Annotated in this window: 23 protein-coding genes and 2 pseudogenes; 19 read left to right on the plus strand and 6 right to left on the minus strand. The window is 60.3% G+C overall.

Features of this window, described 5'->3' with window-relative positions:
* Position 1 precedes the first annotated feature (1 nt).
* Entirely contained in the window at positions 2–772 is a 771-nt protein-coding gene (locus tag ACP3TY_RS04685) for a 2OG-Fe(II) oxygenase (protein ID WP_053122688.1), read from the minus strand.
* 91 nt (positions 773–863) lie between these two features.
* Positions 864–1,490, minus strand: coding sequence for an alanyl-tRNA editing protein (locus tag ACP3TY_RS04690; protein WP_426619328.1), 627 nt, complete (start codon positions 1,488–1,490; stop codon positions 864–866).
* 88 nt (positions 1,491–1,578) lie between these two features.
* Between ACP3TY_RS04690 and ACP3TY_RS04695 the strand changes: the two genes are divergently transcribed.
* Positions 1,579–2,577: a LysR family transcriptional regulator gene (locus ACP3TY_RS04695; RefSeq protein WP_053122682.1), complete on the plus strand. Its 999-nt coding sequence runs from the start codon at positions 1,579–1,581 to the stop codon at positions 2,575–2,577.
* A gap of 88 nt (positions 2,578–2,665) precedes the next feature.
* On the opposite strand, the gene ACP3TY_RS04700 is transcribed toward ACP3TY_RS04695, so the two are convergent.
* A complete protein-coding gene (locus tag ACP3TY_RS04700; protein ID WP_053122680.1) occupies positions 2,666–3,073 on the minus strand; it encodes a PA2817 family protein in 408 nt (135 codons plus the stop codon).
* A gap of 74 nt (positions 3,074–3,147) precedes the next feature.
* Complete coding sequence (locus ACP3TY_RS04705; RefSeq protein ID WP_426619329.1) at positions 3,148–5,595, minus strand: acyl-CoA dehydrogenase; 2,448 nt, start codon at positions 5,593–5,595, stop codon at positions 3,148–3,150.
* Between the two features lie 249 nt (positions 5,596–5,844).
* Here ACP3TY_RS04705 and ACP3TY_RS04710 point away from each other — a divergent pair, with 249 nt between their 5' ends.
* The 6 genes and pseudogenes from ACP3TY_RS04710 to ACP3TY_RS04735 form a co-directional block, all read left to right on the plus strand.
* Positions 5,845–6,504, plus strand: a complete 660-nt coding sequence (locus tag ACP3TY_RS04710) for a transglutaminase-like domain-containing protein (RefSeq protein ID WP_426619330.1) — start codon at positions 5,845–5,847, stop codon at positions 6,502–6,504.
* A 43-nt stretch (positions 6,505–6,547) separates the two neighbouring features.
* Positions 6,548–7,171, plus strand: a complete 624-nt coding sequence (locus ACP3TY_RS04715; RefSeq protein WP_426619331.1) for a glutathione S-transferase family protein — start codon at positions 6,548–6,550, stop codon at positions 7,169–7,171.
* A 123-nt stretch (positions 7,172–7,294) separates the two neighbouring features.
* Positions 7,295–8,227, plus strand: coding sequence for an ABC transporter ATP-binding protein (locus tag ACP3TY_RS04720; RefSeq protein WP_053122667.1), 933 nt, complete (start codon positions 7,295–7,297; stop codon positions 8,225–8,227).
* Positions 8,224–9,003: an ABC transporter permease gene (locus ACP3TY_RS04725; protein WP_053122664.1), complete on the plus strand. Its 780-nt coding sequence runs from the start codon at positions 8,224–8,226 to the stop codon at positions 9,001–9,003. The genes ACP3TY_RS04720 and ACP3TY_RS04725 overlap by 4 nt, the downstream gene beginning before the upstream one ends.
* Before the next feature lie 153 nt (positions 9,004–9,156).
* Positions 9,157–9,333 (plus strand): annotated as a pseudogene (locus ACP3TY_RS04730) (ABC transporter permease); the annotation flags it as partial.
* Positions 9,334–9,486: 153 nt separating this feature from the next.
* Positions 9,487–9,663: pseudogene (locus ACP3TY_RS04735) on the plus strand (ABC transporter permease); the annotation flags it as partial.
* 152 nt (positions 9,664–9,815) lie between these two features.
* Here the strand turns inward: ACP3TY_RS04735 and ACP3TY_RS04740 are convergent.
* Entirely contained in the window at positions 9,816–10,334 is a 519-nt protein-coding gene (locus ACP3TY_RS04740; protein ID WP_053122655.1) for a DUF2062 domain-containing protein, read from the minus strand.
* A gap of 136 nt (positions 10,335–10,470) precedes the next feature.
* Between ACP3TY_RS04740 and ACP3TY_RS04745 the strand changes: the two genes are divergently transcribed.
* The 12 genes from ACP3TY_RS04745 to ACP3TY_RS04800 all read left to right on the plus strand — a co-directional run bounded on the left by ACP3TY_RS04745 (position 10,471) and on the right by ACP3TY_RS04800 (position 21,995).
* Positions 10,471–12,705: a DNA internalization-related competence protein ComEC/Rec2 gene (locus tag ACP3TY_RS04745; protein ID WP_426619332.1), complete on the plus strand. Its 2,235-nt coding sequence runs from the start codon at positions 10,471–10,473 to the stop codon at positions 12,703–12,705.
* 101 nt (positions 12,706–12,806) lie between these two features.
* The gene (locus tag ACP3TY_RS04750) at positions 12,807–13,442 is read left to right on the plus strand and encodes a MotA/TolQ/ExbB proton channel family protein (protein WP_007908216.1); all 636 of its coding nucleotides are present in this window, start codon (positions 12,807–12,809) and stop codon (positions 13,440–13,442) included.
* Positions 13,439–13,867, plus strand: a complete 429-nt coding sequence (locus tag ACP3TY_RS04755; protein ID WP_400753085.1) for an ExbD/TolR family protein — start codon at positions 13,439–13,441, stop codon at positions 13,865–13,867. The genes ACP3TY_RS04750 and ACP3TY_RS04755 overlap by 4 nt, the downstream gene beginning before the upstream one ends.
* Positions 13,867–14,877 (plus strand): tetraacyldisaccharide 4'-kinase, encoded by a 1,011-nt coding sequence (lpxK, locus tag ACP3TY_RS04760; protein WP_426619333.1) that lies wholly within the window; start codon positions 13,867–13,869, stop codon positions 14,875–14,877. Before ACP3TY_RS04755 ends, lpxK begins: the two co-directional genes overlap by 1 nt.
* A 21-nt stretch (positions 14,878–14,898) precedes the next feature.
* Complete coding sequence (locus ACP3TY_RS04765) at positions 14,899–15,084, plus strand: Trm112 family protein (RefSeq protein ID WP_003174668.1); 186 nt, start codon at positions 14,899–14,901, stop codon at positions 15,082–15,084.
* On the plus strand, positions 15,081–15,845 hold the full coding sequence (gene kdsB, locus ACP3TY_RS04770; protein ID WP_053122642.1) for a 3-deoxy-manno-octulosonate cytidylyltransferase: 765 nt from the start codon (positions 15,081–15,083) through the stop codon (positions 15,843–15,845). Before ACP3TY_RS04765 ends, kdsB begins: the two co-directional genes overlap by 4 nt.
* The gene (locus tag ACP3TY_RS04775) at positions 15,845–16,309 is read left to right on the plus strand and encodes a low molecular weight protein-tyrosine-phosphatase (RefSeq protein ID WP_053122639.1); all 465 of its coding nucleotides are present in this window, start codon (positions 15,845–15,847) and stop codon (positions 16,307–16,309) included. The genes kdsB and ACP3TY_RS04775 overlap by 1 nt, the downstream gene beginning before the upstream one ends.
* A complete protein-coding gene (murB, locus tag ACP3TY_RS04780; RefSeq protein WP_426619334.1) occupies positions 16,306–17,325 on the plus strand; it encodes a UDP-N-acetylmuramate dehydrogenase in 1,020 nt (339 codons plus the stop codon). The genes ACP3TY_RS04775 and murB overlap by 4 nt, the downstream gene beginning before the upstream one ends.
* A gap of 314 nt (positions 17,326–17,639) precedes the next feature.
* Positions 17,640–18,110: a (2Fe-2S)-binding protein gene (locus ACP3TY_RS04785; RefSeq protein ID WP_053122632.1), complete on the plus strand. Its 471-nt coding sequence runs from the start codon at positions 17,640–17,642 to the stop codon at positions 18,108–18,110.
* Entirely contained in the window at positions 18,107–20,428 is a 2,322-nt protein-coding gene (locus tag ACP3TY_RS04790) for a molybdopterin cofactor-binding domain-containing protein (RefSeq protein WP_426619335.1), read from the plus strand. The genes ACP3TY_RS04785 and ACP3TY_RS04790 overlap by 4 nt, the downstream gene beginning before the upstream one ends.
* On the plus strand, positions 20,428–21,408 hold the full coding sequence (locus ACP3TY_RS04795) for an XdhC family protein (protein ID WP_426619336.1): 981 nt from the start codon (positions 20,428–20,430) through the stop codon (positions 21,406–21,408). The genes ACP3TY_RS04790 and ACP3TY_RS04795 overlap by 1 nt, the downstream gene beginning before the upstream one ends.
* Positions 21,405–21,995, plus strand: a complete 591-nt coding sequence (locus tag ACP3TY_RS04800) for a nucleotidyltransferase family protein (RefSeq protein ID WP_400650833.1) — start codon at positions 21,405–21,407, stop codon at positions 21,993–21,995. Before ACP3TY_RS04795 ends, ACP3TY_RS04800 begins: the two co-directional genes overlap by 4 nt.
* Positions 21,996–22,154: 159 nt before the next feature.
* Here ACP3TY_RS04800 and rne read toward each other — a convergent pair whose 3' ends face one another.
* Positions 22,155–25,379, minus strand: a complete 3,225-nt coding sequence (gene rne / locus ACP3TY_RS04805) for a ribonuclease E (protein ID WP_426619337.1) — start codon at positions 25,377–25,379, stop codon at positions 22,155–22,157.
* Positions 25,380–25,721 lie beyond the last annotated feature (342 nt).

Here is a 25,721-nt window from a genome sequence, read left to right on the forward strand (position 1 = left end):
CTCAGCTCCAGAAAGTCAGGGGTGAAGCATTGCCGCGATAGCCGACAAAGAAGGAAAGGCTCAAACGCGGATCGGCCACGCCCGGGGTCACCGAGTGCATGCAGCGCGAATTGAACATGATGAAATCGCCGGGTTCGGGGCGTACCTCAAGGGCTGGGCGGCCTAACAGCGCCGGGTCGATGCCGTAGCTGTCGCCGCGCATTTCGTCGAACTGATCCGGCGTGATGTCGTCGTCCCACATCTGCAATGCGCCGCCCTCGGTGGGCATGTTCAGGTACACGTTGCAGGCAAATTGCGCATCGAGGCTGCGCGCCTGAAAACTGTCCGGAGCGTCCTTGGCGAAAATGTCGTGATGGGCGAGAAAGCACACGCCGGGCTTCACCACGCGCGACAGGCCGACGTACATTTTGCGGCCGTAAAGGTTTTCCAGATGCGCACCGGCCGGCCAGGATTCATCGAGCATGCAGCGCAGCGTGTCGACCGGCGAGGAGTAGGGCGCGCAGCGATGGCGCAACTCGGCGATGTTGCGAGTGGCGAGTTCGAAGTAGTCCTCGATCAGCATCGGCTGATTTTCTGCCTCGTAAAACGCCATGCCGATTCGGCCGATACTCGGCGCGTTGATGTAGCCCTCATAACCTGGGGCGAGGATCTTGTCGCCAATTTCGATCGCCAGCGGCTTGGGCAAAAAGCCTTTGACGCGGATGGCGAGGACTTCTTCGTTGGCCAGTTTTTTTATGCACGTCTCATCGAGACGCTCGACGTCTAGCATCATTTTATTTTAGGTCCATCTATCGATAGTCAACGGAACCGGCGAGTGCGGTTCCACGGCGTCGGGCGCTGCGTGGCGGCAGCGCCCGAAATGCTCAATCCACGCTGTAGTGGACGGACAGCGTGCCCTTCTTCTGCGAGAGGGACGCGATCGTGACTGTGCCCAGATCCTTCAGGCTACGTACATGGGTGCCGCCGCAACCGTAGGCTGGCAGCTCACCGAAACTGATTTCCCGTGCGCCTTCGCGCAGCGAGGTGAGGCGTGGCAGATCGTGTTCGATCCACTGGCCGACGCCGTATTGAACGGTCTCGGCATCGACTTCCTGAGCGACATCGCTCGGTTTGAATTGCACTCGGCCTTCGTCCGGCCAGTGATGCGCCTTGATCGGTGTCCAGCCCATGGCCTGGACGAAATGACCGATCAGGTGCCCGGCCGAATGCATGCGTGTGTTGAAGCGGCGGCGATCTTCGTCGACGCGGATACAAGTCATGCCGAGCGCTACCGGGCGATCAACGAAATGCACGATGCGCTCTGGCTCCTGCACCACGCGCAACACCTGGCTTTCGCCGATCCAGCCGGTATCGCAAGGCTGACCACCGCCCTGCGGGTGAAACAGAGTGGCGCGCAGTACCACGGCAAATTCGTTTTCGTGGGGTGTGCAGTCGAGGACTTCCACGTTGGCCTTGAGGTCATCACTGTGGAAAAACAGGCGAAGCGTCATGTTTCAGGCCTTATTAAAGTTCTGTTTTTATTATATGAATCGTGCAATAACGTGATAATCCATCCAAACATCAAAGGACTTGTGCGCTGTGAGCATCAATCTGCCGCTACCGCTGCTCGGTGAAATGGCGATTTTCGTCAAGGTCGTGGAGACCGGCAGCTTTTCTGAAGCGGCTCGCCAACTGGGCTCTTCGCCGTCGGCGGTCAGTCGCAGCATCTCGCGGTTGGAGAAAGCCCTGGCCACGCGCTTGTTGCAGCGCACCACGCGCAAACTGCGCCTGAGCGATGGCGGCGAAGAAGTGTTCAAGCGCTGTCAGGAGATGGTCAGCGCGGCCAAGTCGGTGATGGAAATCAGCGGCCAGTTCACCCACGAAGCGGAAGGGCTGGTGCGCGTCAGCGTGCCGAAAGCGGTGGGGCGTTTTGTGATTCATCCGCACATGCCGGAGTTTCTGCGGCGCTATCCCAAAGTCGATGTCGAGTTATTGCTGGAGGATCGGCAGGTCGATCTGATCGATGATCATGTTGATCTGGCCATCCGCATCACCGATCGGCCGCCGGCGGGGTTGGTCGGACGTCAATTACTGACCATCGACCATATGCTCTGCGCCACGCCGCAATACCTCGCCGAGCACGGCACACCCACACATCCGCATGACCTGCTCAATCACAGCTGTATTTATCTGGGCGAAACCCCGAGCGATGCGCGCTGGAAATTCAAGAAGGGCAGCAAAGCGGTGACGGTTGGTGTGCGTGGTCGCTATGCCGCCAATCACACTGGCGTGCGACTGGGCGCAGTGTTGCAGCACATCGGCATTGGCAGCCTGCCTTACTTCACTGCGCGTTATGCGTTGGAGCAGAAGTTGGTGGTGCAGGTGTTGCCGGACTGGACATTTTTGGCGTCTTACCACGGTGGGCTGTGGTTACTGCATTCGCCCACACGGTATCTGCCGCCGAAGCTGCGGGTGCTTATCGATTTTCTGGTGGAGTGTCTGGAGAAGGAACCGACCCTGAGCAAGCCGGGGAAGGTGGGCAATGCGAGTAACGCCGCGATGGCATATGAACTGCCTGAAAGCGAAGGGTTGTTGTAGCGCAAAAGCAAAAAATCGCAGCCTTCAGCAGTTCCCTGTAGGAGCTGCCGAAGGCTGCGATCTTTTGATCTTCAACCAATCTATTTGATCAGTGCTTGCTGTCCTGAGCAGACATCGCCAGCAACTGCTTTTCCTGATTCCAGTCGAACGGTTCGTCGTTCTGTTCAGCTTCGAAACGACGTTCTTCCAGCGCCTGATACAAGTCGATTTCTTCATCGGCCAGGTAATGCAGGCAATCACCGGCGAAGAACCACAGCAGATCCCGCGGGATCAGGTGGGCAATTTGCGGATAACGGCTAATCACTTGAGTCAGGATGTCCTGGCCCAGGTATTGGCTTTCGATCGGATCGATCGGCAACGAAGCGAGCAGTTCGTCGAAACGCTCCAGAAACAAGGCATGGCTTTCTTCGGGAACCTGTTCGGCCTCACCTACGGCGACCAGGATACTGCGCAGGTGGTCGAGCAACACAAGATGATCGGCAACGACGTTGGACACGAGATAAGTCCTCAAGAGCAAAACGGGCGCGGGAGTATAAAGCTCGTGCGCCCGCTTGGACATGGGTCTCAGGATCAGCGGACTTTGCCCTCTGCCTGTTTCAGCTCATCTTTGTCGAAATCATCGACATCGATCACCTTGCGTCGCGCCGCTTCGGCATCACGCAGGCTCTGCGCTTCCACCGCTTGCAGTACGCCAGCCTCCAGTGCCGCGTCGATCGCGTGTTCGCCGGCGACCGGTTTGACCTGACCGCTTTTCAGCGACGCATGCAGCTTTTTATGCAGCGGTTGCGCAGTCGTCAGCAGGTCGCTGGCGTGTTGCAGCGCACCCACCGCATCGTCCGGCGACTGTGGGCGATAGCAACCGGCGAGCAGTTCTTCCAGCGCCGGATCACCTTTCGCCCGACCAATCACGCCAGCCACTTCGGCCCCGAGTTTGTCCGACGGGCCCTTGTGAAGACGGCCAAACGGGAAGACGATGACGCGCAGCAGGCAACCGAAGACTTTGTTCGGGAAGTTGCGCAGCAACTCGTCCATGGCGCGTTCCGCCTGGCCGAGGCTTTCTTCCATCGCCCAGCGGAACAGCGGCTCCATATACGCCGGCGAATCCAGATCGTGATAACGCTTGAGCGCAGCCGACGCCAGATACAAGTTGCTCAACACATCGCCCAGTCGCGCCGACAGACGCTCGCGGCGTTTCAGCTCACCGCCAAGCAGCATCATGCTGAAGTCGGCAAGCATCGCGAAAGCCGCTGCCTGACGGTTAAGCGCGCGGAAGTAGCCTTGGCTGATCTTGTCGCCTGGTGCGTGTTCGAAGTGGCCGAAACCAAGGTTCAGCACCAGCGTGCTGGCGGCGTTGCTCACGGCAAAACCGATGTGCTTGAGCAGCAGACCGTCGAACTCTTTCAGCGCCTGATCCTTGTCCTCACGACCGGCCAGGGCCATTTCCTTGAGCACGAATGGATGGCAGCGAATCGCGCCCTGACCGAAGATCATCAGGTTGCGCGACAGGATGTTCGCGCCTTCCACGGTGATGAAGATCGGCGCACCGTTCCAGCTGCGCCCAAGGTAGTTGTTCGGGCCCATGATGATCGCCTTGCCGCCGTGGACATCCATGGCGTGGCTGATGCATTCGCGGCCGCGTTCGGTGAGGTGGTACTTGAGGATCGCCGACAGCACCGACGGTTTCTCACCCAAATCCACCGCGTTGGCGGTGAGCATCCGCGCCGCGTCCATCATCCACGCGTTACCGCCGATGCGCGCCATCGCTTCCTGAATGCCTTCGAACGCCGACAGCGGCACGTTGAACTGCTCACGAATCTGCGCGTACTGGCCGGTGACCAGACTGGTGAATTTCGCCGCACCGGTACCCACTGCTGGCAGCGAGATCGAACGGCCGACTGACAGGCAGTTCATCAGCATCATCCAGCCTTTGCCGAGCATCTCCTGACCGCCGATAAGGAAGTCCAGCGGGATGAACACGTCTTTGCCGGAGTTCGGGCCGTTCATGAACGCGGCGCCCAATGGCAGGTGACGACGGCCGATCTCGACGCCGTCGGTGTCGGTTGGGATCAACGCCAGGCTGATGCCGAGGTCTTCCTTGTCGCCGAGCAAGTGCTCTGGGTCATAGGCTTTGAATGCGAGGCCGAGCAGCGTCGCCACCGGCCCGAGGGTGATGTAGCGTTTTTCCCAGTTCAGGCGCAGACCAATGACTTCCTGACCTTCCCACTGACCTTTGCAGATAATCCCGGTGTCGGGCATCGCCCCGGCATCGGAACCGGCGAGCGGGCCGGTGAGGGCGAAGCACGGAATGTCGTCGCCACGGGCCAGACGTGGCAGGTAGTGATTGCGTTGTTCGTCGGTGCCGTAGTGCAGCAACAATTCGGCCGGGCCGAGGGAGTTGGGCACCATCACGGTGGAGGCGAGGTCGCCACTGCGGGTCGCGAGTTTCATCGCCACTTGCGAGTGGGCGTAAGCCGAGAAGCCTTTACCGCCAAATTCTTTCGGAATGATCAGGGCAAAAAAACCGTGTTCCTTGATGTGTGTCCAGGCTTCCGGCGGCAAGTCCATCGACTGGCCGATCTGCCAGTCAGTGACCATCGCGCACAGTTCTTCGGTCGGGCCATCGATAAAGGCTTGTTCTTCTTCGGTCAGTTGCACCTTGGGATAGGCCAGCAGTTTGTCCCAGTCCGGACGGCCGCTGAACAGCTCTCCATCCCACCACACGGTGCCGGCATCGATCGCGTCGCGCTCGGTCTGCGACATCGGCGGCAGGGTTTTCTGAAACCAGTTGAACAGCGGCGCGGTGAAATGTTTGCGGCGCAGGTCAGGCAGCAGCAACGGCGCGGCGACCACCGCCAGCAGCACCCAGAGCACCAGCATTAGCCAGCCGTGCGCGTGACTGAAAATGCCCATTGCCAATAAGTAGACGGCAACGATGCCCAACGCGGGCAGCGGGGCGATACGCCGGTGGGCGATGTACGCCACGCCGACAATCAAAACCAGTATCCACAACAACAGCATATTTCAGTCCTCCGTGAACCAAGGCAAATCGACCCTCCAGAGCTTAGACCGCATCTGCAAAACCGGGTGGTCAGACCAAGGTGATTGAAATCGTGGGAAACCCCGGATGGTGTTCGTAGGTTCGGTGGGCAACACGTGTGGGAAATCGTTCGGTGATCCCGCGTCTTTGCGTCCAAGTTTGGCCGAAACGTCGTTATCTCTGTGCTTGAGCTGTCGCTAGACTCCAGTTTCATCAAGGAGATTGTCGTCATGCACGAATATCTGAGTCCCGGCCGCTTCACCGATAGTGACCACCCGGCGGTGGTGGAGTTCGCTGAACGACATCGGGGTGCCAGCCGCGACCCGGTCGAGCAGGCGATCAATCTTTATTACGCCGTGCGCGAAGCGGTGCGCTACAACCCTTACACCTTCAGCCGTGATCCGCAAACCCTGCGTGGCAGCTATGCATTGGCGGCGGGGGAGAGTTATTGCGTGCCCAAAGCCACGCTGCTCGCGGGTTGCGCGCGGCATTGCGGGATCCCGGCGCGGATCGGTCTGGCCGACGTGAAGAATCATTTATCGACGCCACGTCTGCTCGAATTGCTGAAAAGCGACATGTTCGCCATGCACGGCTACACCGAGTTTTTCCTCAACGATCGTTGGGTAAAGGCCACACCGGCGTTCAACCAGAAACTCTGCGAACTGTTCAACGTCGCGCCGCTGGAATTCGACGGGATCAACGACAGTGTTTTCCACCCGTTCAACCGTGATGGCGCGCAGTTGATGGAGTACCTGGTCGATCACGGCCAGTTCACCGATGTGCCGGAAACCTTCTTCTTCGAACACCTGGAAAAATGCTATCCGCACCTGTTCGGCGATCAGCAGCCACAACTGTTGGGCGACATGCACAACGATGTAAGCCGCGTCTGATCCGGCGTATGCTGGCCGCCCACTCATTTGAAAAGAGGCGGTCATGCTGAAGATCTGGGGACGGAAAAACTCATCGAATGTCAGGAAGCCATTGTGGGCTGCCGAGGAACTCGGTCTGGCTTACGAGGCGATCGATGCCGGTGGCGCGTTCGGTGTGGTCGACACGCCGGAGTACCGGGCGATGAACCCGAACGGGCGCGTGCCGGTGATCGAAGACGACGGTTTCGTGCTGTGGGAATCCAACGCCATCGTGCGTTATCTGCTGGGCAAGCATGCGCCGAACAGCGCTTGGTATTCGGCCGATCCGCAAGCCCGCGCCCTCGCAGACAAGTGGATGGACTGGACGACCTCGAGTTTTGCCGGGCCGTTCCGCACGGTGTTCTGGGGCGTCTTGCGCACCCCGGCGGACAAGCAGGACTGGCCTGCGATCAACGCCGCGATCAAGGAATGCAGCGAGTTGCTGAGCATGGCCGACGAGGCGCTGGCCAGCCAACCGTATCTCTCCGGTCCAGACATTGGCATGGGCGATATTCCACTGGGCAGTTTCATTTATGCCTGGTTCGAGATGCCCATCGAACGCGCCCCGCAACCGCATCTGCAGGCCTGGTACGAGCGCCTGAAGCAGCGTCCGGCCTACAAAAAAGCCGTTATGACCGCGTTGACTTAATACCTACTATCGACACACTTGACTGTACTTGTACGGCGGCGGCAAGCACCATTGCGCACTTGCGCTGCGGTTCGATCCTTCGCCGCCGTCTTCTTTTTCCCTTCAATGGTGCGTAAATCAGATATGAGTTCCGCTCTGTCCATCCGGCAGCTAACCAAAACCTACGGCAACGGGTTCCAGGCCTTGAGTGGTATCGATCTGGACGTCGCCGAAGGTGACTTTTTCGCCTTGCTCGGCCCCAACGGTGCCGGCAAATCCACGACCATCGGCATTCTCTCGACCCTGGTCAACAAGACCAGCGGCAGCGTGAATATCTTCGGTCATGACCTCGACAAGAACCCTGCGCAGCTCAAGCGCTCGATCGGCGTGGTGCCGCAGGAATTCAACTTCAATCAGTTTGAGAAGACCTTCGACATCGTCGTCACTCAGGCCGGTTACTACGGCATTCCGGCGAAGATCGCCAAGGAACGCGCCGAGCAGTACCTGACGCAACTGGGCCTGTGGGACAAGCGCGATGTGCCGTCGCGTTCGCTGTCCGGCGGCATGAAGCGCCGTTTGATGATCGCCCGCGCGCTGGTGCACGAACCGCGTCTGCTGATCCTCGATGAACCGACCGCAGGCGTCGACATCGAGTTGCGCCGCTCGATGTGGACGTTCCTCACCGAGTTGAACCAGAAAGGCATCACCATCATCCTCACCACGCATTATCTGGAGGAGGCTGAGCAACTGTGCCGCAACATCGGCATTATCGACCACGGCACCATCGTCGAGAACACCAGCATGAAACAGCTGCTGGGCCAGTTGCACGTGGAAACCTTCTTGCTCGATCTGAAAAACGACTTGAGCGTCACGCCGCAATTGCTCGGCTACCCCGCGCGGTTGATCGACAGCCACACCCTGGAAGTCCAGGTCGACAAATCCATGGGCATTACGGCGTTGTTCACTCAATTGGCGCAGCAGAACATCGAAGTGCTGAGCCTGCGCAACAAAACCAATCGCCTTGAGGAGCTGTTCGTGTCCCTGGTGGAGAAAAATCTGTCGAAGGTGGCGGTATGAGTTCCGAGTTACGTCCCAACCTCGTCGCCCTCAACACCATCGTTTATCGCGAGGTTCGACGCTTCACGCGGATCTGGCCGCAGACCCTGCTGCCGCCGGCGATCACCATGGTTTTGTACTTTGTGATCTTCGGTAACCTGATCGGTCGACAGATCGGCGACATGGGTGGCTTCACCTACATGCAGTACATCGTGCCGGGGCTGATCATGATGTCGGTGATCACCAACTCCTACGGCAACGTGGTGTCGAGCTTCTTCGGCAGCAAGTTCCAGCGCTCCATTGAAGAACTGATGGTGTCGCCGGTGTCGCCGCACACAATCCTGATCGGTTATACCTGCGGCGGCGTGCTGCGCGGTTTGATGGTCGGCGTGATCGTGACGATTCTGTCGATGTTCTTCACCGATTTGCAGGTGCATCACCTCGGCGTGACGATTTTGGTGGTGGTACTGACGGCGACGATTTTCTCGCTGCTGGGCTTTATCAACGCCGTGTTCGCGCGCAACTTCGATGATATTTCGATCATTCCGACGTTCGTGCTGACGCCGCTGACCTACCTAGGCGGCGTGTTCTATTCGATCACCTTGCTGCCGCCGTTCTGGCAGACCGTATCACTGGCCAACCCGGTGCTGCACATGGTCAACGCCTTCCGTTACGGCATTCTCGGTGTGTCCGACATCAAGATCGGCATCGCCATCACCTTCATGCTGGTGGCTACGGTGGTGCTGTACCTCGGTTGTGCGCGGCTGCTGGTGAGTGGGCGCGGGATGCGTACCTGATCCACACACAATCCCTGTAGGAGCTGCCGAAGGCTGCGATCTTTTAATCTTGAAGATCACAATCAAAAGATCGCAGCGTGCCGCAGCTCCTACAGATAGTGTCCAGATAGCACAAACCAAAACGGCCTCCCATCGCGGAGGCCGTTTTGCATTGAGGATGTGTCGTTGGCCAACCCGGTGCTGCACATGGTCAACGCCTTCCGTTACGGCATTCTCGGTGTGTCCGACATCAAGATCGGCATCGCGATCACCTTTATGCTGGTGGCGACGGTGGTGCTGTATCTCGGTTGTGCGCGGTTGCTGGTGAGTGGGCGCGGGATGCGTACCTGATCCACACACAATCCCTGTAGGAGCTGCCGAAGGCTGCGATCTTTTGAACTTGAAGATCACAATCAAAAGATCGCAGCGTGCCGCAGCTCCTACAGATAGTGTCCAGATAGCACAAACCAAAACGGCCTCGCATAGCGGAGGCCGTTTTGCATTGAGGATGTGTCGTTGGCCAACCCGGTGCTGCACATGGTCAACGCCTTCCGTTACGGCATTCTCGGTGTGTCCGACATCAAGATCGGCATCGCCATCACCTTCAGGCTGGTGGCGACGGTGGTGCTGTATCTCGGTTGTGCGTGGTTGCTGGTGAGTGGGCGCGGGATGCGTACCTGACCCACACACAATCCCTGTAGGAGCTGCCGAAGGCTGCGATCTTTTGAACTTGAAGATCACAATCAAAAGATCGCAGCGTGCCGCAGCTCCTACAGTTCGTGTCCAGATAACACAAAACAAAACGGCCTCCCATCGCGGAGGCCGTTTTGCATTCAGGATTTGCGACTTTTCTTGCGCCGCGCCCACTGCCGCGCCACCCACCAGCGCCAATACATCATCACCAGAAAATAGGCGAGGGCACCGAGCACCAGTCCCACTACCACCGACCCCAGCAAAAACGGCTGCCACAACGTCGACAACTCACCGCTGATCCATTCCCAGGTCAACTCATCGGGCAGATGCCGCGCGGGTACATCCATCAACCACGCCCCGGCTTGATAGGTGCAGAAAAACACCGCCGGCATGGTGATCGGATTGGTCAGCCAGACCAGGCTCACCGCAATCGGCATATTGCCGCGCACCATGACGGCAAGCGCGGCAGCCACCAGCATCTGCGCCGGAATCGGCAGGAAAGCGGCAAACAATCCGACCGCCATCGCCCGCGCGACCGAGTGGCGATTGAGGTGCCAGAGGTTCGGGTCATGCAGCAACTTGCCGAGAAAGCGTAAGGATTTGTGTTCCCTGATGCTCGTCGGGTCGGGCATGTAACGTTTGAATAAGCGCCGGGGCATAAGGCTTCTCGGTCGGTTAAGGCGGCAAGTATGTCTGGATTCGATGAACCGCCCATTCAGACTTTGTGACAATTGTTGACGGCGCAAGTGCGCAACACCCGCTATGCCTAAGAACGGGACTCTCAAGGACGGGCTTATGCGCACAGGGATGATGGCGCTGGCAGTCGGTCTGCTGGCCCCGATGTTTTTACCGGCATTACCGCCGGTCGGCTTGATGCTGGTATTGCCGGTGGTGGGTTTGATGTTGCTGCCGTTTCGCAGCTATCCAGTGGCGTTTTTGTTGTTGGGCTTTACGTGGGCTTGTGTCAGTGCGCAATGGGCGCTGAATGATCGACTGCCCGCACATCTCGACGGTGAAACCCGTTGGCTCGAAGGGCGGGTGGTCGGCTTGCCGCAAAACGCTGACGGCGTGGTGCGTTTCGAACTGGCCGATGCGCACTCGCGGCACGAGAAATTGCCGTCGCTGCTGCGTCTGGCCTGGTACGCCGGGCCGCCGGTCAACAGCGGCGAGCGCTGGCGACTGGCAGTCAAACTCAAGCGTCCCGTTGGTTTGCTCAATCCGGATGCGTTCGATTATGAGGCGTGGCTGCTCGCGCAACGTGTCGGCGCGACGGGCACGATCAAGGATGGCCAGCGCCTGAGTGAGGCGCGCTGGGCCTGGCGCGACAGCATTCGTCAGCGCTTGCTGGCAGTGGAAGCGCAAGGTCGCGCCGGAGCATTGGCAGCGCTGGTGCTGGGCGATGGTTCGGGGCTCAGCCGTGAGGATTGGCAGATTCTGCAGGACACCGGCACTGTGCATTTGCTGGTGATTTCCGGGCAGCACATCGGTTTGCTGGCGGCGGTGATGTACCTGCTGGTCGCCGGGCTCGCGCGGTTTGGACTGTGGCCATTGCGCTGGCCATGGTTGCCGTGGGCCTGCGGATTGGCGTTCGCGGCGGCGCTGGGTTACGCCTTGCTCGCTGGTTTCGACGTGCCGGTGCAGCGCGCCTGCGTGATGGTCGGATTGGTGTTGTTGTGGCGCCTGCGATTTCGTCATCTGGGCGCGTGGTGGCCGCTGTTGCTGGCGTTCAACGGCGTGCTGTTGCTGGAACCGCTTGCCAGTTTGCGTCCGGGTTTGTGGCTGTCGTTCGCGGCGGTGGCGGTGTTGATTTTCACCTTTGGCGGCCGCTTGGGCGCGTGGCGTTGGTGGCAAACGTGGACGCGGGCGCAATGGTTGATTGCCATCGGTTTATGCCCGGTGCTGCTGGCGCTGAACCTGCCGATCAGTCTGAGCGGGCCGCTGGCGAATTTGCTCGCGGTGCCCTGGATCAGTCTGGTGGTGCTGCCGCCGGCGCTGCTCGGCACTGTGTTGTTGCCGGTTCCTTATGTCGGCGAAGGACTGCTGTGGCTGGCCGGCGGTTTGATCGATTGGCTGTTTCGCGCGCTGGCGCTGATTGCCGGGCAATGGCCTGCGTGGATTGCACCGTCGATATCGATCTGGGTGTGGATTCTCGGCAGTCTCGGCGCCGTGCTGTTGCTATTGCCACGCGGGGTGCCGCTGCGACCGCTGGGCTGGCCGTTGCTGCTGATTCTGCTGGTGCCGCCGCGCGAGCGACTGGACGAAGGACTGGCCGATGTCTGGCAGCTCGATGTCGGCCAAGGCCTGGCAATCCTGATCCGAACCCGCCATCACACGCTGCTGTACGACGCCGGCCCGCGCTTCGGCGATTTCGATCTCGGCGAACGCGTGGTGCTGCCAGCCCTGCGCAAACTCAGCGTGGACAATCTCGATGTGATGCTGCTCAGTCACGCCGACGCCGATCATGCCGGCGGTGCGCTGGCGATTGCGCGGGGCATGAAAGTCGTCCGTGTATTGAGCGGCGATCCGCCGGGCCTGCCTGCCGAATTGAGCGCTGAAGCCTGCGAAAGTGGCGAGCAATGGCAGTGGGACGGTGTGCGTTTTCAACTGTGGATGTGGGCGGACGCCCGCGACAGCAACCAGCGCTCCTGTGTATTGCAGATCGAAGCCAACGGCGAGCGTTTGCTGCTGACCGGCGATATCGATGTCCATGCTGAGCGCGTTCTGCTCGACAGTCCGTTGGCGGTGCCAACGCAATGGCTGCAATCCCCGCACCATGGCAGCCGTAGCTCATCATCCATGGCCCTGCTCAACGCGCTGAAGCCCGAAGCCGTGCTGATCTCCCGAGGCCACGGCAACGCCTTCGGCCATCCGCACCCGACCGTGCTGGCGCGTTATCGCAAACAAGGCCTGCGCATCTACGACAGTGCCGAGCAGGGCGCCATTCATCTGCAACTGGGCCGTTTCAAAGCGCCGTGGACGATGCGTCAACAGCGGCGTTTCTGGCGCGATCCGCCGGCGCTCGCCCGTTGATCGGGGGGCGCAAAAATGCGCTATCACGGTCGTCGGGGAGTCGGGACTCAACGTTTACCCTATATGGTAAAGTGGCGCACTTTTTCGAGGGGACTGTCACTGTGTGGGAATTGGTCAAATCCGGCGGCTGGATGATGTTGCCGATCATTCTGAGTTCCATCGCGGCCATGGCGATTGTCGCCGAGCGCCTGTGGACCCTGCGCGCCAGTCGCGTCACCCCCGAGCATTTGTTGGGCCAGGTCTGGGTCTGGATCAAGGACAAACAGCTCAATAAAGAAAAACTCAAGGAATTGCGCGCCAACTCGCCGCTGGGGGAAATCCTCGCCGCCGGTCTGGCCAACTCCAAGCATGGTCGCGAGATCATGAAAGAGTGCATTGAAGAGGCCGCCGCCCGCGTCATTCACGAGCTCGAACGCTACGTCAACGCGCTGGGCACCATCGCTGCGATGTCGCCGTTGCTCGGCCTGCTGGGTACGGTGCTGGGCATGATCGACATTTTCAGTGCCTTCACCGGTTCCGGCATGACCACCAACGCCTCGGTATTGGCCGGTGGTATCTCGAAAGCGCTGATCACCACGGCGGCTGGCCTGATGGTCGGTATTCCGGCGGTGTTCTTCCACCGGTTCCTGCAACGCCGCATCGACGAGTTGGTGGTCGGCATGGAGCAGGAAGCGATCAAACTGGTTGAAGTGGTGCAGGGCGACCGTGACGTCGATCTGGCCGAGGGCCGCGCGTGAAATTCCGTCGCAAACCACGGGAAACGATCGACATCAACCTCGCGTCACTGATCGACGTGGTGTTCATTCTGTTGCTGTTTTTCGTCGTGACCACCACGTTTACCCGCGAAACCCAGTTGCGCGTTGATCTGCCGGAAGCCGTCAGCGGCTCGCCCGCCGAAGATCAGCAGCTCAAGCAGATCGACGTGGCCATCAGCGCTGAGGGCGTGTTTTCGGTGAACAACAAGATTTTGCCGAAAAACGACCTGGCGACGCTGATGGAAGCGATGCAGAAAGAGTCCAACGGTGACACCAACCTGCCGTTGTCGATCAGTGCCGACGGCAAGACTCAGCATCAATCCGTGATCACCGCCATGGACGCGGCCGGCAAGCTCGGTTTCAGCCATCTGCGCATGACCACGGTCGAGGCGGCGCCCAAATCCTGATGAGCCTGTCCGATCGCTTGCTCGCCGCGTGGTATCAGGGGCACCCGGCCCTGACGTTGCTGCGGCCGCTGGAAATGTTGTATCGCCGCGTGGTGGTCAACAAGCGTCAGCGTTTTCTCGATGGCCAGGGCGAAATTTATCAGCCGCCGGTGCCGTTGATCGTGGTCGGCAACATCACCGTGGGCGGCACCGGCAAAACGCCGATGATCCTCTGGTTGATCGAACACTGTCGGCGCAGTGGTTTGCGCGTCGGCGTGGTCAGCCGTGGTTACGGCGCCAAACCGCCGCACTTGCCATGGCGCGTTGACGCGGATCAAACCGCTGACATCGCTGGCGACGAACCGCTGCTGATCGTCCAGCGCACCGGCGTGCCATTGATGATCGATCCCGATCGCAGCGCCGCCGTCAAAGCCTTGCTCGCCAGTGAACCGCTGGATCTGATCCTCTCCGATGACGGCATGCAGCATTACCGGCTGGCGCGGGATATGGAGCTGGTGTTGATTGATGCCGCTCGCGGTCTCGGCAACAAGCGCTGCCTGCCGGCGGGGCCGTTGCGTGAGCCGATCGAACGTCTGCAAAGCGTCGACGGCGTATTGTTCAACGGTGCCACCGAAGATCGCGACGACGGTTTCGCTTTTCATCTGCAGCCGACCGCGCTGGTCAATCTGCGCAGTGGCGAGCGCAAGTCGCTCGAGCATTTTGCGCCGGGGCAGAGCGTCCACGCAGTCGCCGGGATCGGCAATCCGCAACGTTTCTTCAATACCCTCGAAGCGCTAGACTGGCGCGCAGTCCCGCATGCATTTGCCGACCACGCTGAATACAGCGTGCAGGCCTTGAATTTCACACCGTCATTGCCGTTGGTGATGACCGAAAAGGACGCGGTGAAGTGCCGTGCCTTCGCTGCTGCCGACTGGTGGTATCTGGCGGTCGATGCCGTGCCGTCGCCGGCCTTCGTGGCCTGGTTCGACACACAGCTGATGCGCCTGATGCCCGATCGGCTTTTGCCTTAACTCATTTATCAGGGAAAGTTCATGGACACCAAATTGCTCGACATCCTCGCGTGCCCGATCTGCAAAGGCCCGCTCAAGCTCAGCGCCGACAAGACCGAGCTGATCAGCAAGGGCGCCGGCTTGGCCTATCCGATCCGCGACGGCATCCCAGTGATGCTCGAAAGCGAAGCGCGCACCCTGACCACTGACGAGCGTCTGGATAAATGACCACCGCCTTCACCGTTGTCATCCCGTCGCGTTATGCCTCGACCCGTCTGCCCGGCAAACCGCTGCTGGACATCGCCGGCAAGCCGATGATCCAGCACGTCTGGGAACAGGCGAGCAAAAGCAGCGCGAGCCGCGTGGTCGTTGCGACTGACGATCCGCGCATCGTCGAGGCCTGCAAAGGCTTTGGCGCCGAAGTGGTGCTGACCCGTGAAGATCACAATTCCGGCACCGATCGTCTGGCTGAAGTCGCGGCGAAACTGGGCCTTGAGCCTGACGCGATAGTGGTCAACGTGCAGGGCGACGAGCCGCTGATTCCGCCGAGCGTGATCGATCAAGTCGCTGCCAACCTGGCCGCACACACCGAAGCGCGCATGGCCACCCTGGCCGAGCCGATCGAAGACGTGGAAACCCTGTTCAATCCGAACGTGGTCAAGGTCGTCAGCGACATCAACGGTCTGGCGCTGACCTTCAGCCGCGCGACTTTGCCATGGGCACGCGATGCCTTCGCCAAAAGCCGCGAGCAACTGCCGGAAGGTGTGCCGTACCGTCGCCATATCGGCATTTATGCCTACCGCGCCGGGTTCCTTCAGGACTTCGTGAGCTGGGGCCCGTGCTGGCTGGAAAACACTGAATCCCTCGAGCAACTGCGTGCGCTGTGGCACGGCGTGCGTATTCATGTTGCTGACGCGTTGATCGCGCCGCCGACTGGCGTCGACACCGTCGAAGACCTCGAGCGCGTTCGTCGCCTGCTGGGGGCCTGATGCGCGTTCTGTTTGTGTGCCTGGGCAACATTTGCCGTTCGCCCACGGCTGAAGGCGTGTTACGCCACAAGTTGCGCGCCGCAGGGCTGGCGGATCAGGTTGAAGTGGCCTCCGCCGGCACCGGTGACTGGCACGTCGGCAATCCGCCGGACAAACGCAGCCAGGCCGCTGCCAAAGTGCGCGGTTATGACTTGTCGGCGCAACGCGCGCAGCAAGTCAGCCGCGCCGATTTCGCCAGTTACGACCTGATTCTGGCGATGGACAACAGCAACCTGCGCAACCTCAAGGCCCTGCAACCGTCCACCGGCCGCGCCGAACTGGATCTGTTCCTGCGCCGTTATGCCGGGTTGGTGGATGAAGTGCCGGATCCGTATTACGACGGCGATCAAGGGTTTGAGCAGGTGCTGGATCTGATTGAAGCGGCTTGTGACCAATTGTTGATCGAAGTGAAGGGCCGGTTATGAGTTTGCAGGTGCAACCGCAGGTTTCCCTGAAACCGTTCAACAGTTTTGGCGTCGACGTTCGCGCGCAACTGTTCGCCGAAGCCCATAGCGATGGCGATGTTCGTGAAGCGCTGGCCTATGCCGTTGCTCATGATGTGCCGCTGCTGGTGATCGGCGGTGGCAGCAATTTGCTGCTCACGGCAGATATTCCGGCGCTGGTGCTGCGCATGGCTACACGCGGGATTCGTGTGATCAGCGATGACGGTAACCGTGTGGTGATCGAGGCGGAAGCGGGCGAACCGTGGCATCCGTTCGTGCAGCACACGCTGGCGCTAGGATTTTCCGGACTGGAAAACCTCAGCCTGATTCCTGGCACCGTTGGCGCTGCGCCAATGCAGAACATTGGCGCTTACGGCGTCGAGATCAAGGATGTGTTTGCCGGGCTCACCGCGCTGGATCGTCAGAAGGGCGAGCTGCGCGACTTCAGCCTCGAAGAATGCAACTTCGCCTACCGCGACAGCCTGTTCAAACAGCAGCAGGGGCGTTGGTTGATTCTGCGCGTGCGCTTCAAACTGGATCGCGTCGCCCATCTGCATCTGGAATACGGCCCGGTGCGTCAGCGCCTGACCGAGCAGGGCATCGAACAACCGACGCCGACTGACGTCAGTCGCGCGATTTGCAGCATCCGCAGCGAAAAACTGCCGGATCCGGCGGTGCTCGGCAATGCCGGCAGTTTCTTCAAGAACCCGCTGGTGTCGGCGGCCATCGTCGCGCAGATCAAAGCGCAGCATCCGGATGTGGTGGCTTATGCGCAGCCGGACGGGCAGATGAAGCTCGCTGCTGGCTGGTTGATCGAACGCGCCGGTTGGAAAGGTTTCCGTGAAGCCGATGCCGGCGTGCACAAATTGCAGGCGCTGGTGCTGGTCAATTACGGCGCGGCGACCGGCCTGCAATTGCTCGATCTGGCGCAACGTATCCAGAAAGACATTGCCGAACGTTTCAATGTCGACCTGGAAATGGAGCCCAATCGGTATTGAAGCAGCTGCGAGCTTCAAGCTTCTAGCGGCAAGCTACAATCTCTGCAACATGAACCAGCAACTGCTCTTACTTGCAGCTTGCAGCTAAAAGCTCGCCACTGAAAAGCCCTGTCTCAGCAGGGCTTTTTCGTTAATGTTGGGTTAACTTAGCGAGCTAACGATAACCGTCATTTGCTCCACCAAAGGCCCGGTGCAGACGTTCGCGTCGACACAAGAGAGCCTCATTAGCCTGAGTCGATCTGCGTGAACCACCGCCGATGCAACGGCGGCAGATTGCTCGACCCCATAACCACCAAAAATATGCGGGCGTCCCCATGATTACCCTGAAACTCAATGGCCAGGATCATTCTCTCGACGTCACGGAGGACATGCCGCTGCTCTGGGCGATCCGCGACGTTGCCGGTTACAACGGCACCAAGTTCGGTTGCGGCATGGGCCTGTGTGGCGCGTGCACCATTCATATCGATGGCTTGCCGGCGCGCAGTTGCATCACGCCGATCGGCTCGGTGATCGGGCAGAACGTCACCACCATCGACAATCTGCATGCCGACCCGGTCGGGCAAGTCGTCCAGCAAGCCTGGCTCGACACGGCGGTCGCGCAGTGCGGTTTCTGTCAGGGCGGGCAAATCATGTCGGCCACCGCGTTGCTCAAAACCAATCCAAACCCGAGCGACGAGCAGATCGAAGAAGCGATGGTCGGCAACATCTGCCGCTGCGGCACTTATAACCGCATCAAAACCGCGATCCGCCAGGCCTCCACGCATTTGAAGGAGGCGAAAGCATGAGTCGCCTTCCGAACGATTTCGCCCTGAGCAATCTCAGTCGCCGCGGTTTCCTCAAAGGCGTCGGCGCGACGGGCGCGTTGGTGCTGGCCGCGAGTTGGGGTTGGCAGGATGCGCTGGCCGACGAGAAAGAAAAGAAATTCGGCGCTGATGGCATGCCCAACGGCTGGATCGATGACCCGAAAGTCTACGTGAGCATTGCCGCTGACGGCACGGTCACCGTGGTCTGCAACCGTTCGGAGATGGGGCAGGGCGTGCGCACCAGTCTGACCATGGTCGTTGCCGATGAACTGGACGCCGATTGGGCCAGGGTCAAAGTGCAGCAGGCGCCAGGCGATGAAGTGCGCTTCGGTAATCAGGACACCGACGGTTCGCGCAGCATGCGTCACTGGTACGAGCCGATGCGGCGTTGCGGTGCTGCAGCGCGGACGATGCTTGAACAAGCGGCGGCCACGCAGTGGAAAGTGCCGGTCGGCGAATGCCACGCGCAGTTGCACAAAGTCATTCACAAACCGTCTGGCCGTGAGCTGGGTTATGGCGAACTGGCCGCCGCCGCGAGTGCGTTGGCGGTGCCAGCGCGTGACAGCCTGCGCCTCAAGCAACCGTCGGAATTTCGCTACATCGGCAAGGAAGGCACCAAAGCCATCGACGGTGCCGATATCGTCAACGGCCGCGCGGTGTACGGTGCCGACGTGCATTTCGACGGCATGGTTTACGCGACCATCGCCCGTCCGGCGGTGTATGGCGGCACGGTCAAATCGCTGGATGACAGCGCTGCACTGAAAGTCCCCGGTGTGCTGAAAGTGCTCCAGATTGAAGGCCGTCCACTGCCTTCTGAATTTCAGCCATTGGGTGGCGTGGCGGTGGTGGCCAGCAATACCTGGGCTGCAATCAAGGGCCGCGAAGCGCTGAAGATCGAGTGGGACGACGGCCCCAACGCCAGTTACGACTCGATCGCCTATCGCAAGGAACTCGAAGCTGCCTCGCTGAAACCCGGCAAAGTGGTGCGCAACACCGGCGATATCGACAAGGCATTGAGCGGCGCTGCCAGCACCCTTGAAGCGTCCTACTATTTGCCGCATCTGGCGCAGGCACCGATGGAGCCAATGGTCGCCATCGCCCGTTACAAGGACGGTGTCTGTGAAGCCTGGGCACCGAGTCAGGCGCCGCAAGTCACCCGCGAACGCATTGCCGAACGCCTCGGGCTGCCCTTCGACAACGTCACCTTCAATGTCACGCTGCTCGGCGGCGGTTTCGGGCGCAAGTCGAAACCGGACTTCGTCGTTGAAGCGGCGATTCTCGCCAAAGAATTTCCCGGTAAAGCCGTGCGAGTGCAGTGGACGCGTGAAGATGACATCCACAACTCGTACTTCCACACCGTGTCCGCCGAATATTTGAAAGCAGGCATCGGCAAGGACGGCATGCCGTCCGACTGGTTGCATCGCACCGTGGCACCGAGCATCACTGCGCTGTTCGCGCCGGGCATGAACCACGAAGCGGCGTTCGAGCTGGGCATGGGTTTCACCAACATGGCCTACGCCATTCCCAACGTACGCCTGGAAAACCCCGAAGCGACCGTGCACACGCGGGTCGGCTGGTATCGCTCGGTGTCGAACATTCCTCATGGTTTCGCCATCCAGAGTTTCGTCGATGAGCTGGCGCACAAGGCCGGTGAGGATCCACTCAAGTACCAGATCAAACTGCTTGGGCCTGATCGCCAGATTGACCCGCGCACCTTGAGCGAAGAGTGGAATTACGGCGAATCCCCCGAGCGTTATCCGATCGATACCGGGCGCATGCGCACCGTGCTGGAAACCGCTGCCAAAGCCGCCGGTTGGGGGCGTAAATTACCCAAGGGCCGTGGCTTGGGGCTGGCGGTGCATTACAGCTTCGTCACCTATGTGGCGGCGGTGATCGAAGTCGAGGTTAAAGACGATGGCACGCTGATCGTGCACAAAGCTGACATCGCCGTGGATTGCGGGCCGCAGATCAACCCTGAGCGGATTCGCTCGCAGTTCGAAGGCGCCTGCGTGATGGGCCTTGGCAACGCGGTGCTGGGTGAAATCAGCTTCAAGGACGGCAAGGTTCAGCAGGACAACTTCCATATGTACGAAGTGGCGCGCATGTCGCTGGCGCCGAAGGAGGTCGCAGTGCATCTGGTGACGCCGCCGGGCGATGTGCCGTTGGGCGGTGTCGGCGAACCGGGTGTGCCGCCGATTGCGCCGGCACTGTGCAATGCGATTTTTGCTGCCACGGGCAAGCGCATTCGTAACTTGCCCGTGCGTTATCAACTGCAGGATTGGCAGAAGGCGGACGCCTGATGGACAGTGTCGACCTCAACGTTCTGCGCAGCGTGCTCGAATGGCGCCGCGCCGGGCAGCGGGTGGTGTTGTTTAGCGTGGTGCAAACCTGGGGCACAGCGCCTCGGGCGCCCGGGGCGATGCTCGCCTTGCGCGAGGATGGCGTGGTGATCGGTTCGGTGTCGGGCGGTTGCGTCGAGGATGACTTGATCGCCCGCCTGCACGACGGGCGGATTGCCAGTGATGGGCCGCCGGTGCAACTGATCACGTATGGCGTCACTCGGGAGGAGGCGGCGCGGTTTGGCTTGCCCTGCGGAGGTACGCTGCGCCTGACCGAAGAGCGGGTTGGCGATCCGCAGTGGGTCGCCGAGCTGCTCGCGCGTTGTGAAGCCCACGAAATCGTCGCCCGCGAACTGAATATCGAAACCGGTGAAGTGGTTTTGACAGCGGCGAGCAAAACCGATGCTCTGGAGTTCGACGGCAAGCTTCTGCGCGCGATTTACGGCCCGCGCTGGCGCTTGCTGTTGATCGGTGCCGGGCAATTGTCACGCTACGTCGCGGACATGGCGCGGTTGCTGGATTTCGAAGTGCTGATCTGCGATCCGCGCACTGAGTTCGTTTATGGCTGGGAAGAGCAACACGGTCGTTTTGTCGCGGGCATGCCGGATGAGGCGGTGTTGAACATTCAGACCGATGAGCGCACAGCGATTGTCGCGTTGACCCACGATCCGCGTCTGGATGACATGGCATTGCTGACCGCGCTGGATTCGCCGGCGTTTTATGTCGGCGCACTCGGCTCGCGGGTCAATAGTTTGAAGCGCCGGGAGAATCTGGCTCAGCTAGGCTTGTCGGTAGAGGCGATTGCTCGATTGCATGGGCCGATCGGTCTGCACATCGGCAGTCATTCGCCGGCGGAGATTGCCTTGTCTTTGCTCGCAGAGATTGTTGCGATCAAAAACGGCGTTGAGTTGAAGCAGAAGAAACCCGTGGAGGGCGCATGAGCCGAACCATTGGCGTGATTGTGTTGGCCGCAGGCGAGGGCAGTCGCTTTCGCAAAGTGGCGGGTGCGGACAAGGATAAGTTGCTCGCCGATTGCACCGGTCGCGATGGCGCGGTGCGCTCGGTGATCGAGCAGGTGCTGGTGAATCTGCCGGCGAGCCTCGACAAGCGTGTACTGGTCACGACGGAAGAACGACCGCAAGCGATGCGTATGGCTCAGGCGTATGGCTGTGAAGTTGTGACGATTGGCACGACCGGCATGGGCGACAGCATTGCGGCGGGCATCGCGACGTGCCCGCAAGCGGATGGCTGGCTGATTGTGCTGGGGGATATGCCGTTTATCTTGCCGTCGAGTATCGAGCGGGTTGTTGCGGCGATGGCTGATGATGCGGTGAGCGTGCCGGTGCAGGACGGTGAGTTTGGGCATCCGGTGGGGTTTGGCCGGTCGTTTGGTGCGGGGTTGCTGGCGTTGAGCGGTGATCGTGGGGCTCGGCCGTTGTTCAAGCAGGGCAGGGTGGTTGAGGTGGCGGTGGATGATCCCGGGGTGTTGTGGGATATCGATGTGCCGGAGGCTTTGGTTTTTAAATAACAGCAAGATCAAAAGATCGCAGCCTTCGGCAGCTCCTACAGGGGAACGTATTTCAAATTGTTGGAGCTGCCGAAGGCTGCGATCTCTTGATCTTTTAAATGGCATAAAAAAAGCCCCGCCAGGCTTTCACCGGGCGGGGCTTTTTTACAGCTTCAGGAATCAGACGAGGGGTTTAGGCTCGTGTTCTTTTTCCTGGGCTTCTTCGTGGTGCTCTGCTGCGTCTTGAACGGAGCGAGGCGCTTCAGCGATGACCGCTTCAACAACCGCTTGTTCAGCGACGACTTCTGCCACCGGAGCAGCAGCGGCAGCCTGTTCGGCTTCCTTCTGCAGGCGCTCTTCTTCACGCTTGCGACGACGCACTTCACGAGGATCGTTCGGTGCGCGACCGTTTGCAGCCAGAGCGCTGACCGGAGCCACTTCAGCCACCGGAGCAGGAGCTTCGACAACTACCGGCGCTTCGACGACTGGAGCTGGTTCAGCAACAACCACTGGCTCGGCAGCTTTGGTCTCTTCAACCACTGTAGCTTCGGCAACAGGCGCTTCGTACGCTGGTGCTTCGAACACTGGCGTCTCAACAACCGGCGCTTCAACCACTGGCGCTGGCGTTTCAGCGACAACCGGCTCTGCGACCCAGTTGAAAGCGGTCTGCTCTTCGCGAACTTCACGCACGGTTTCGGTCACGGTTTCAGCGACGGTTTCAACCACCGGCTCAGCAACCACAACTGGAGCCGGCTCTACCTGAGGCAGCGTTTCCTGAACCGGAGCCACTTCGACTTCCGGAGCAGCAACCACTTCTACTGGAGTGGTCGCTTCAACAACCGGCGCTTCCACTGGAGCAGTTTCCTGAACAGCAGCGGTGGCGCGTTCGGCTTGCTCAAAGGCTTGGGCTTCGGCCGGAGCGCTGATCACGGTGCTGGCAACGGCTGCGGTAACAGCCAGGCCGGCGGCCAGATCGGCAGTGCTTGGCTCTTCAGCGTTTTCGCCGGCTTCGGATTCTTCCGAACCTTCGATCACGTTGCCGTTGGCATCACGCTGACGCTCACGACGGTTGCTGCGACGACGCTGACCGCGCGAACGACGACGTGGGCGATCGCCTTCGGCGCTCTCCGAACCGTCTTCCGGCAGTTGCTCTTCGTTGGTGTTCACTTCTTCTTCAGCGACGGCAGCGGCGGCCTGTTCGGCGCGCGGTTGACGCTCTTCACGCGGCGGACGCGGTGCGCGCTCTTCGCGTGGCTGACGAACCGGACGCTCTTCAGCAGCCACCTCGGTGGTCACGGCAGGGGCGGCGTCGAGTGGCTCGCGCAGTTCACGTACACGCTCTTCACGCTCGCCACGTGGCTTGCGATCTTCACGCGGAGCGCGCGGAGCACGTTCTTCACGCGGCGCACGTGGCGCGCGTTCTTCACGGGCGGCTGGCGCTGCTTCGGTACGGGCTTCACGCGGCTCGCGAACTTCACGGGCTTCACGAGGCTGACGCTCTTCACGCGGCTCGCGTGGGGCGCGTTCTTCACGCGGTGCACGCTCTTCGCGCGGTTTGCGTTCTTCATCGCGGCGACCATTACGGTTGCGGCTCTGTTGACGACCGTTGCGACGCTCTTCGTTACGGGCTGGACGCTCGGCAGCCGGTTTTTCAACCACGGCTGGAGCAACTGGCTCTTCTTTGGTAGCGAACAGGCTGACCAGCGACTTCACCAGACCTTTGAACAGGCTTGGTTCTGGCGCGGCAGCCGGAGCCGGCGCGGCAGCAGCAGGTGCGGCCACTTCGGTCGGCACCGGAGCGTTGGCGCGAGCCGGTGCAGTTTTGACCGCGGCTTCCTGGCGAACCAGGGTGCGGGTCGCGGCGGCTGGCTGAACTTCTTCAACTTCGGCAGCGGCGGCAGCGATTTCGTAGCTGGACTGGTTGGTCGCGGCTTCCGGGCTGTCGTCACGCAGGCGCTGAACTTCGAAGTGCGGCGTTTCGAGGTGATCGTTCGGCAGAATGACGATGCGAGCACGGGTGCGCAGTTCGATCTTGGTGATCGAGTTGCGTTTTTCGTTGAGCAGGAACGCGGCCACCGGGATCGGCACTTGTGCGCGAACTTCGGCGGTGCGGTCTTTCAGGGCTTCTTCTTCGATCAGGCGCAGGATCGCCAGCGACAGCGATTCAACGTCACGAATGATGCCGGTGCCGTTGCAACGCGGGCAGACGATGCCGCTGCTTTCGCCCAGCGATGGACGCAGGCGCTGACGCGACATTTCCAGCAGGCCGAAGCGCGAGATGCGGCCGATCTGCACGCGAGCGCGGTCGGCTTCCAGGCATTCGCGGACTTTCTCTTCCACGGCGCGCTGGTTCTTGGCAGGGGTCATGTCGATGAAGTCGATGACGATCAGGCCGCCGATGTCGCGCAGGCGCAACTGACGGGCGATTTCTTCGGCGGCTTCAAGGTTGGTCTGCAGAGCGGTTTCTTCGATGTCGCTGCCTTTGGTGGCGCGCGCCGAGTTGATGTCGATGGACACCAGGGCTTCGGTCGGATCGATAACGATGGAGCCGCCGGAAGGCAGTTCAACGACGCGCTGGAAAGCGGTCTCGATCTGGCTTTCGATCTGGAAACGGTTGAACAGCGGAACGCTGTCTTCGTACAGCTTGATCTTGCTGGCGTACTGCGGCATCACCTGGCGGATGAAGGTCAGGGCTTCGTCCTGGGCTTCAACGCTGTCGATCAGCACTTCGCCGATGTCCTGGCGCAGGTAATCGCGGATGGCCCGGATGATCACGTTGCTTTCCTGATAGATCAGGAATGGCGCGGAGCGATCCAGCGAGGCTTCTTTAATAGCCGTCCACAGTTGCAGCAGGTAATCGAGGTCCCACTGCATTTCTTCGCTGCTGCGGCCAAGGCCGGCAGTGCGCACGATCAGACCCATGTCGGCCGGTGCAACCAGACCGTTCAGCGCTTCACGCAGTTCGTTGCGCTCTTCGCCTTCGATGCGGCGGGAGATACCGCCGGCACGCGGGTTGTTCGGCATCAGCACGAGGTAACGACCGGCCAGGCTGATGAAGGTGGTCAGGGCTGCGCCCTTGTTGCCACGTTCTTCTTTTTCGACCTGAACGATAACTTCCTGGCCTTCGCTCAGGACGTCCTTGATGTTGACGCGGCCTTCGGGGGCTTTCTTGAAGTATTCGCGGGAGATTTCTTTGAGGGGCAGGAAGCCATGGCGCTCAGAGCCAAAATCGACAAAGGCAGCCTCAAGGCTTGGTTCGATGCGAGTGATACGGCCTTTATAAATGTTGGCCTTCTTCTGCTCGCGTGCACCGGATTCGATGTCCAGGTCGTAGAGGCGTTGGCCATCTACCAGTGCAACACGCAACTCTTCGGGTTGAGTTGCGTTAATCAGCATTCTTTTCATGTAGTACCGTCGGTTTCCGGGCTGCCGGAAACGGCGTTCGGCACACACGACTTCTCACGGTCGGTGTCAGGTGCGTCGGGAGTGGTTGGCCATTCCCGTGTCCAGCGATATGCGGCCAATTGGGCCGATATAGCGACGTACGCGTCCTGCTTGCTGTGGCTACTTAAGCACTCAGTCAGGAGGAGGAATCAACCGTGGCTGTGGACGAGATGAAGCGTCTTGATAAAGCCTATTGCTACACAGTCCAGCGGTTGTGCATCTCCACCCTACACGTATCCCTGATAATTCGGGTGCTGCCGCGCGCAGAATCCGCAGCGGGTTGGCATTTACCGTGAGCTCCGA

Source organism: Pseudomonas rustica (genome assembly GCF_049959085.1).
Classification (GTDB): domain Bacteria; phylum Pseudomonadota; class Gammaproteobacteria; order Pseudomonadales; family Pseudomonadaceae; genus Aquipseudomonas; species Aquipseudomonas rustica.

Bases quoted from the DNA above. Each gene is read 5' to 3' on its own strand.
- ACP3TY_RS04800 (WP_400650833.1), top strand. From the start codon at position 21,405: ATGAGCCGAACCATTGGCGTGATTGTGTTGGCCGCAGGCGAGGGCAGT.
- lpxK (WP_426619333.1), top strand. From the start codon at position 13,867: ATGAGCCTGTCCGATCGCTTGCTCGCCGCGTGGTATCAGGGGCACCCG.
- ACP3TY_RS04725 (WP_053122664.1), top strand. From the start codon at position 8,224: ATGAGTTCCGAGTTACGTCCCAACCTCGTCGCCCTCAACACCATCGTT.
- ACP3TY_RS04790 (WP_426619335.1), top strand. From the start codon at position 18,107: ATGAGTCGCCTTCCGAACGATTTCGCCCTGAGCAATCTCAGTCGCCGC.
- ACP3TY_RS04710 (WP_426619330.1), top strand. From the start codon at position 5,845: ATGCACGAATATCTGAGTCCCGGCCGCTTCACCGATAGTGACCACCCG.
- ACP3TY_RS04715 (WP_426619331.1), top strand. From the start codon at position 6,548: ATGCTGAAGATCTGGGGACGGAAAAACTCATCGAATGTCAGGAAGCCA.
- ACP3TY_RS04705 (WP_426619329.1), bottom strand. From the start codon at position 5,595: ATGCTGTTGTTGTGGATACTGGTTTTGATTGTCGGCGTGGCGTACATC.
- ACP3TY_RS04785 (WP_053122632.1), top strand. From the start codon at position 17,640: ATGATTACCCTGAAACTCAATGGCCAGGATCATTCTCTCGACGTCACG.
- ACP3TY_RS04795 (WP_426619336.1), top strand. From the start codon at position 20,428: ATGGACAGTGTCGACCTCAACGTTCTGCGCAGCGTGCTCGAATGGCGC.
- ACP3TY_RS04765 (WP_003174668.1), top strand. From the start codon at position 14,899: ATGGACACCAAATTGCTCGACATCCTCGCGTGCCCGATCTGCAAAGGC.
- kdsB (WP_053122642.1), top strand. From the start codon at position 15,081: ATGACCACCGCCTTCACCGTTGTCATCCCGTCGCGTTATGCCTCGACC.
- rne (WP_426619337.1), bottom strand. From the start codon at position 25,379: ATGAAAAGAATGCTGATTAACGCAACTCAACCCGAAGAGTTGCGTGTT.
- ACP3TY_RS04740 (WP_053122655.1), bottom strand. From the start codon at position 10,334: ATGCCCCGGCGCTTATTCAAACGTTACATGCCCGACCCGACGAGCATC.
- ACP3TY_RS04745 (WP_426619332.1), top strand. From the start codon at position 10,471: ATGCGCACAGGGATGATGGCGCTGGCAGTCGGTCTGCTGGCCCCGATG.
- ACP3TY_RS04685 (WP_053122688.1), bottom strand. From the start codon at position 772: ATGATGCTAGACGTCGAGCGTCTCGATGAGACGTGCATAAAAAAACTG.
- ACP3TY_RS04690 (WP_426619328.1), bottom strand. From the start codon at position 1,490: ATGACGCTTCGCCTGTTTTTCCACAGTGATGACCTCAAGGCCAACGTG.
- ACP3TY_RS04720 (WP_053122667.1), top strand. From the start codon at position 7,295: ATGAGTTCCGCTCTGTCCATCCGGCAGCTAACCAAAACCTACGGCAAC.
- ACP3TY_RS04775 (WP_053122639.1), top strand. From the start codon at position 15,845: ATGCGCGTTCTGTTTGTGTGCCTGGGCAACATTTGCCGTTCGCCCACG.
- murB (WP_426619334.1), top strand. From the start codon at position 16,306: ATGAGTTTGCAGGTGCAACCGCAGGTTTCCCTGAAACCGTTCAACAGT.